The organism is Microcystis sp. M44BS1 (assembly GCF_020244875.1).
Classification (GTDB): Bacteria; Cyanobacteriota; Cyanobacteriia; order Cyanobacteriales; family Microcystaceae; genus Microcystis; species Microcystis panniformis.
The window spans coordinates 1-6,445 of the sequence record NZ_JADBVM010000006.1 but is presented as its reverse complement, the minus strand read 5'-3'; the positions used below and the strand labels follow the sequence as shown (position 1 = coordinate 6,445).

Genomic DNA, 6,445 nt, shown 5'->3' with positions numbered 1-6,445 from the left:
TTTTAACCGCGTCTGTTTGAGATAGAGAAAAATTTCGGCGAAAAAACGCGCATAAAACTCCGGATCATTCTGAAACTGAACTTCGGTAAAATAAATCGGTAAATCTTCCCGTTCTGGTAGAAAGACTCCATCGATGCGAAAGGATAGTTGTTTCACCTCTACGGAGGAAAATCGATAGAAATTGGCTAATTCCCTGGGAAAGTCGATTAACTCAAACAGAAGACCTGGAAAGGTTTGAAAAAGTCGGTAGAAAATCGTGTCGGTTTTCATGAGTTCGCTCTATTCCTCTGGTGCGTCGCTGGGTTCTGGAGGAGTATTTTTGACTTTTTTGGGGTTAATTGCCTTTGGACTGGCAATAAAGAGCGATTTTAGCCAATTCCATCGCTTTTTTAGTAAGGATAGCATCGGAGAAAGGGGGAAAGGAGATAAGGAAATTATATCTCTGCTGCCGAAAGTCGTCCCTCTACCGGTTCAAATTCGTCCTCTAATAGCCAATTTTCCGCTTCCTCGTAACTCGCACCGGTAAATACTACCTGATAACCCTCAGAGGGATCGTACACGCGATAGTTTCCTGAAGATTCAGCGAGTAAAAGCAAGATATAGGGGGGAGATAGCAGCGGATCGATCCAAACCTCGGCAAAATTCCAATTATTATCGGCTAGGTTGGCTGCGGGGGATAATGTCTTAGGGGTTTTCTGCATCGATCCAATTTTTTCTAGAATGGGGAGAGAATTAATTGCCATCGCTCCATGATTCAGAGTATTTCGTCCTCTTGGTTGTCTGAGTATTCCTCGGCAGTTGCCGCAGGAATTTGCGCTATTTTAGTCTTTTTTGGTTGGTTATGCCTACACCTTAATCTGATCGGCCTAGCTTTAATCCTACTACCGATCGCCTATGTGGTGGGAGGATACGAGAGTACCCAAGCAGGATTAACGACTTTATTTGAGGAAAAAGAACTGGATGTGGACCTGTTAATGATTGTAGCGGCGTTAGGGGCGGCGATTTTGGGACTCTGGGACAGTAATTACTATCTCATCATCGATGGAGCCATTTTAATCCTGATTTTCGCCATTAGTGGCGCATTAGAACAGATTGCCCTGGCGAAAACCGATCGCAATATTCGTTCTCTCATGGCTATGACTCCCGATACTGCTAGATTAATCACGGGAGACAGCGAAAAAGAGGTTCCTATCAAGCAATTACACATCGGTGATACAGTTTTGGTCAAACCGGGTGAATTAATCCCTATTGACGGCATTATTATGGAGGGAAACAGTCCCATTAATCAAGCGCCAATTACTGGGGAATCCCTTCCCGTGGATAAAACTATCGGTGAAGAAGTCTTTGCGGGAACTCTCAACGGTGCGGGAGTGCTACGTTTAAAGGTGGAAACTCCCCCCGAAAGTCGCTTAATTGAGAGGGTGATTCGTTTGGTAGAAAAGGCACAAAATGAATCCCCTCCCTCCCAACAGTTTATCGAAGGTTTCGAGCGGGGTTATGCGAAAATTATCGTGATTTTGGGCTTAATTTTCGGGATTTTACCGCCTTTTTTCTGGGGTTGGACCTGGGAAACCACTATCTATCGGGCCTTAATTTTTCTCGTGGTGGCTTCTCCCTGTGCTTTAATGGCCTCAATTATGCCAGCTTTGTTATCGGGTATCGCTAACGGGGCAAAACAGGGGATTTTATTCAAAAATGGCGCAAGATTGGAGATGATCGGCCGCATACGAGCGATCGCTTTTGATAAAACTGGCACTCTCACCCTTGGTAAGTTGCAAGTGGTGGAAATTATCCCTATCCATGCAGTCAGCGAAAATGAGGTGTTAGCGGTGGCTGCATCCCTAGAATCCTGTTCCGAACATCCCATTGGGGCCGCTATTACCGCCACAGCGATCGAACGTGGTATAAATTTCTTCAGTGCTAATCAGGTACAAGCGGTATCGGGACGGGGTATCACAGGAAAAATTGCCGATAAGTCGGTATCTGTGGGCAATTTTGCCTATATTCGTGACCATATTGCTGATCTTGACCAGAATATCCTAGCTATCCACGAGCGTTTACAAAAAGAAGGTAAAACCCTCGTTTGGGTAGTACAAGAGAATCAAATGCTCGGTGCGATCGCTGTGGCCGATACCCTTCGTGAATCGGCAGTTAATCTGGTGGAGAAACTAAAAAAGATCGGTATCGAACATATAGTTTTAATTACGGGTGATAATAAACAAAGTGCCGATAAAGTCGCTGAAAAACTCGGCATTGAGGAGGTTTACGCTGATTTACTGCCCGAAGATAAGTTAACCGTGATCAAAAATCTGCAAGAAAAATATCATACTGTCGCTATGGTAGGAGATGGCATTAATGACGCGCCCGCTTTAGCTATGGCTAATGTGGGGATTGCCATGGGAAAAGCGGGTAGTGATGTGGCCTTGGAAACGGCCGATATTATCCTTATGTCCGATAATTTAGCCAAAATTCCCAGCGCGATTAACCTTGGTCGTCGTGCCAATCGCATTGTTAAACAGAATATCACTTTCGCCCTCGCCTTTATCGGCATATTGCTAATAGCCAATTTTGTTGGTGATATAACTTTACCTCTAGGTGTCATCGGTCATGAAGGATCGACGGTATTAGTGACTCTCAGCGGTTTAAGATTGTTGAATTAAGGATAAAAATACAGAGAACTATGGGCGAAATTCAGGCAATCCGAGGCACAAAAGATATTTTACCGGCGGAGGTCGGTTACTGGCAGTGGTTAGAGGAAACTGCCAGCAGAATTTTAGGGACTGCGCTGTATCAAGAGATACGAACTCCCATTTTTGAACAGACGCAACTTTTTGAACGGGGTATCGGGGAAGCGACGGACGTGGTAGGTAAAGAAATGTACAGTTTCCTCGATCGCGGTCAACGTTCCCTGACTTTGCGACCGGAAGGAACGGCTGGGGTCGTTCGCGCCTACATTGAACACAAATTACAGGCAGCTGGAGGAGTACAAAGACTCTGGTATAAGGGGCCAATGTTTCGTTATGAACGTCCGCAAGCGGGTAGGCAGCGACAGTTTCATCAAATCGGGGTCGAATTGTTGGGAAGTGATGACCCTAGGGCGGATGTGGAAGTAATTACCCTTGCCAGCGAGATATTAAAAGCTGTGGGTCTAGAAAACCTAAAATTAGACCTTAATTCCCTGGGAAATGCCCAAGATAGGCAAAATTATCGTCAGGCCTTGCTAGATTATTTGACTCCCTACAAAGCTGATTTAGATGCGGATTCTCAACAGAGATTAGAAAAAAATCCCCTGCGAATTTTGGATAGTAAGGACGAGAAAACCAAGATTATCTGTGAGAATGCCCCCAGTATTCTTGAACACCTCGGCAGTGATTCTCAAAAGCATTTTGAACGGGTGCAATCTTTACTAACTGATTTGGGAGTTATCTATAATCTTAATCCCTGTTTAGTGCGAGGATTGGACTATTACACCCATACGGCCTTTGAAATTCAGTCCGATGATTTAGGCTCTCAAGCTACGGTTTGCGGTGGTGGTCGTTATGATGGTTTAATAGCTCAATTAGGCGGTCTAGACACACCAGCAGTGGGTTGGGCAATCGGTTTAGAACGTCTGATTATATTATTACAACAAAAGCAATCTTTATCTTTTTTGGTTCCCGATTTTTATCTCGTCTCCAAAGGAGAAAAAGCTGAGGCCCGCAGTGTGGTGTTAGCGCAGCAATTACGCGGATTGGGGTTTAGCGTCGAGTTAGACTTGAGTGGCAGCGCTTTCGGGAAACAATTCAAACGGGCCGCTCGAGCTAAGGCCGTGGGCTGTATAATTTTAGGGGATGCTGAGGCTGAAAATGGCACGGTACAACTGAAATGGATGGCCACCCAAGAGCAAATTAGTCTAACCCAAGCGGATTTATTGACACAAGCAGGGGAATTAAAAGCGCAAATCTCCCGGCACAAATCCTAAGTTTTAGCGTCATGGGGAAACATTAGGCCTAGGCTAGGATTATGGAATTTATACTGCAAAAACAAGGGGAAAATCACGGACGCACAATTTCTACTAATTCCCTAGAAATTGTCTCGGGAAACTATCGTCTTTTGGCCCGTCTGGATTCTCCTTTTGCTCATATTGAAGTGCGTATCGATTACGAATCTCCCGAAAGTAGCGAACGATATACCCATTATTATCGATCGGATGCCGGGGGTTGGCTGGAAATTTTTTCCTATCGAGATTTAGGAATAGGTAGCTGGCAAATTCGCTGTTATGGGGATATTCTGGCAGAATTGGGGGGGCAAGGTTGGCAAGAAATGTTAACTTTAATTGTTACTCCTGTTAAGATCGATTATCTGGCTCAATTAGAACAGTTGATTAAAAACGAAATTGAACCTTTATTGGCACGAGAATCCTCTCCAGAGATGGTAAAATTAGAATTGGCCGATTTAACTAATAATTCTGCCTTTGTTTTTGATTTATGCCTACCAGAGGAAACAATGACTGCTAGGGAAGGGGTAACTCTAGAACTGCCGGAACCTGCTAATATGAAAAAGAGCCTTAAAAGTTTATCTAATCGCAATTCTGCACCCCTACCCCCGAAAATATCCGGTTCTAATTCTCGCCGAAAATCACCGCAACTTCCCCCAATTCCTAAAAATAAATAACCTTAGGGACTTGCGTGGGAATAATATCCCAATCGATCGGAGGGCGCAAGCTTTGCGCCCCTACAGTAACGGATTTTGTCCACAATGTAGGGGCGAACTGCGTTCGCCCAAAAGGTACATTATCAAAGCGCAAGTCCCTTATAGTATGTAACGATGAGGTGAGGCCGGAACTTAAACCTAAGATTTTTTCAAGAACTTCTGACGAACTCGCGAGATTAATAGGTCTAATTCAGGTAACTTCAATAACATCGCACCGAGGAGGAATAAACCCACTGCTACGGTCGAAGCCAAACCTAACTGTAATAATTGTAGGAAAATATTACCAGCACCGAAAACCTTTTCCCAACCCCAACTAGCACCCCAACTACCAACACCAGAAAGCATTGTAATTACCGTTAATCCCAATAGGGATAAACCCCATTCTCCTAAGGGTAAACCTCCTAAACGACGATTTAAAATCACCGTAAAAATGCCCATAGAAAGGATATTAACCCCCACGGTTGCTAAAACAAGCCCCGGAGTACCAAAAGGTTTATACAAGAGGAAATCCAGCGCACCATTGAGAAAAATATTTACCATACTCACCTTAAAAGGAGTTTCGCCATCACCCAAAGCATAGAACACTCGTACTAAAACATCGCGACCGAGATAGAAAAACATCCCGAAACCGTAGGCCATTAATACGGGAACCACCTGTTCCGAGGCAGCCAGATTAAAGGCACCCCGTTGATAGATAACTCGCACTACCGGGAAAGCGAGGGCGATAAAGATAGCGGTGAAGGGTAACATGGTTAAAGCCGTCAATAATAAACCCTGACGGATTCTTTGCTTCAATTCTACCCAATTTTCCGGTTCCGTCAGTCGAGAAAATATCGGCATAAACGGCACGAGAATCATGTTAGACATGATGCCCAAGGGCGTGAGAACGATAAAACTGGCGTAACGCATGGAAGCGGCGGCATTTTCGATAAAAGAAGCGAAAAAGAGGTCAGTATAAACGTTAATATGCAACATTCCCGAAGATAAGGTCGCTGGAATCATCACCCGCAACACTTCCGACACCCCCGGAATCCGCCAATCCCAACGAAATATTAATTTTCCTAAACCTGCCTTGACTTGTGCGCCCACTTGTGCTAACCATTGCCAAAGCGCCCCGACGAGAGTACCGCCGGCGAGGACAAAACCCCCCAGTTGCACATATTGCGGCTCATCAATGCGATCGCCAACGAACCAAGCCAGCAAACCCACCCCGATAATCACCGCCACACTGGAAAAAAGCGGACTGAGACTCGGTAGCCAGTATTGATCCGCTGCGTTGAGAGTACCGAAACCGATGCCGATTAAACCGGCTAAAACCGCCATGGGGGCCATAATTTGCAGTTGTTGAATGGCCATGCTGCGGGTGGCGGCATCTAAACCGGGAGCGAGAACATCAATAAAAATATTGGCAAAAACGATTAAAAAGACGGTGACAGCTAATAAAATCGCACTGACTAGGGTGGTAATAGTCTCGACAATCGGCGCGGACTCGGATTTATCTCTTTTGGCCAAAACACTGACCAAAGCGCTGTGAAAGGGGCCGTTAATGCCACCGAGGAGAATTAACAGAAAACCGGGGATAACGTAGGCAAAAGCGTAGGCGTTCACCACCGGCCCGACACCGTAGGCAGCGGCGATTACCTGTTCGCGGACTAAACCAAAAACCTTACTGATTAAGGTGGCAACGGCGACAATTCCGGCAATACCGGCTAAGGAACGGGTAGCTTTCTTAGTAATGATGACACCTCGAAAG

6 protein-coding genes are annotated in these 6,445 nt (G+C 45.3%); 3 read left to right on the top strand and 3 right to left on the bottom strand.

Going from position 1 to position 6,445, the window contains the following annotated elements:
* Both IM515_RS00210 and IM515_RS00205 read right to left on the bottom strand, forming a co-directional pair.
* A partial coding sequence (locus tag IM515_RS00210; protein ID WP_287633315.1) for a DUF2887 domain-containing protein occupies positions 1-270 on the bottom strand: 270 nt, incomplete at its 3' end.
* 164 nt (positions 271-434) lie between these two features.
* Positions 435-743, bottom strand: a complete 309-nt coding sequence (locus IM515_RS00205; protein ID WP_002772164.1) for a hypothetical protein — start codon at positions 741-743, stop codon at positions 435-437.
* A gap of 6 nt (positions 744-749) precedes the next feature.
* Between IM515_RS00205 and IM515_RS00200 the strand changes: the two genes are divergently transcribed.
* The 3 genes from IM515_RS00200 to IM515_RS00190 are packed head-to-tail and all read left to right on the top strand — an operon-like array spanning position 750 to position 4,653.
* Positions 750-2,660: a heavy metal translocating P-type ATPase gene (locus IM515_RS00200; protein ID WP_287629735.1), complete on the top strand. Its 1,911-nt coding sequence runs from the start codon at positions 750-752 to the stop codon at positions 2,658-2,660.
* Positions 2,661-2,680: 20 nt separating this feature from the next.
* On the top strand, positions 2,681-3,961 hold the full coding sequence (gene hisS / locus IM515_RS00195; protein ID WP_287629736.1) for a histidine--tRNA ligase: 1,281 nt from the start codon (positions 2,681-2,683) through the stop codon (positions 3,959-3,961).
* 41 nt (positions 3,962-4,002) lie between these two features.
* Entirely contained in the window at positions 4,003-4,653 is a 651-nt protein-coding gene (locus tag IM515_RS00190) for a hypothetical protein (RefSeq protein ID WP_287629738.1), read from the top strand.
* A gap of 177 nt (positions 4,654-4,830) precedes the next feature.
* Here IM515_RS00190 and murJ read toward each other — a convergent pair.
* A partial coding sequence (gene murJ, locus IM515_RS00185; protein WP_287629739.1) for a murein biosynthesis integral membrane protein MurJ occupies positions 4,831-6,445 on the bottom strand: 1,615 nt, incomplete at its 5' end.